This is a genomic window from Saezia sanguinis, assembly GCF_003991585.1.
Taxonomy (GTDB): Bacteria; Pseudomonadota; Gammaproteobacteria; order Burkholderiales; family Burkholderiaceae_C; genus Saezia; species Saezia sanguinis.
In genome coordinates this window covers 1-884 of record NZ_PQSP01000021.1, presented here as the reverse complement: position 1 = coordinate 884, position 884 = coordinate 1, and the positions used below count along the sequence as shown (strand labels likewise).

1 protein-coding gene is annotated in these 884 nt (G+C 60.0%); it reads right to left on the bottom strand.

Going from position 1 to position 884, the window contains the following annotated elements; translation table 11 throughout:
* Window positions 1-884 (bottom strand): autotransporter outer membrane beta-barrel domain-containing protein (locus CUZ56_RS14825; protein ID WP_126981192.1); only part of this gene is annotated, 884 nt, incomplete at both ends.

Sequence of the window (884 nt, the reverse complement as noted above, 5' to 3'; positions counted from 1 at the left end):
TTGAGTGCATTGTCCCGGCTCCTGTTGCCGAACTCTCCCTCATACCCCACGCTCAGATGCATGTTGTCCTGCAACTCAAAGGTGGCCCCTGCCGCTATGATGGCACTGTCACGGTTCATTTCCACACCCCGGATGTTGTAGCTGTACCCGCCTATGAAGTTGAGGTCGCTGTCTGCGGTGTCGCTGCCAAAGTTGTGTTGCCACCCGGCGTCAGCATACAGGTTGATTTTGTCGTGGATGGTCAACTGCCCTCTCACGCCTACCGTGCTGCTCAGCCGGTCGTCTTTGCTGCTGCTGCCGTGCAGGATGCTGCTGCCTCCGCTTTCTGTGAACCCATCGGTCTTCAAGTGCTGGTACGCCAGGCCCGCATACGGGGTAACGCTCGCACTGTCGCTGAGTTCAAAGGTGTGGCTGCCTTCGGCAAAGATCTGGACCATGCCGCCGTTGTAGCTCGCCTGGTTTTTGCCGCTCAGCCCGTCTACCCAGATGTTGCGTTCGGTGTCGATGTCCAGCCAGCTGTAGCCAACGCCGCCTTTGAGGTCTATGGCCCCAATGGTGGTGCGGCCGTAGCCGATGACGTGGAACGCGTCTATTTCGGCGTCTGAGGCTCTGGTGCCCCGGATGTCCAGCCGCGTTTGTTCATAGCCGCCGGCCACACCGATGGTGGTGGTGCCGTTGCTGTAGAGGTCGCTGCCGATGAGGAAGCCACCGCCGTTGTTGCTCAGGCGTTCTGCATTGCCATCAGCCTTGAGGTGGCCTTCATGGCCCCACACGCTGACCCACAGGTTTTTGTGGGGGTCCTGTTCTTTGGTGTTCAGGCTCCCCAGGTGCTGGTTGACTGCTGCGCGTGCGTACCGGCTGTTGGTGAACAGGGCACTCTTGGC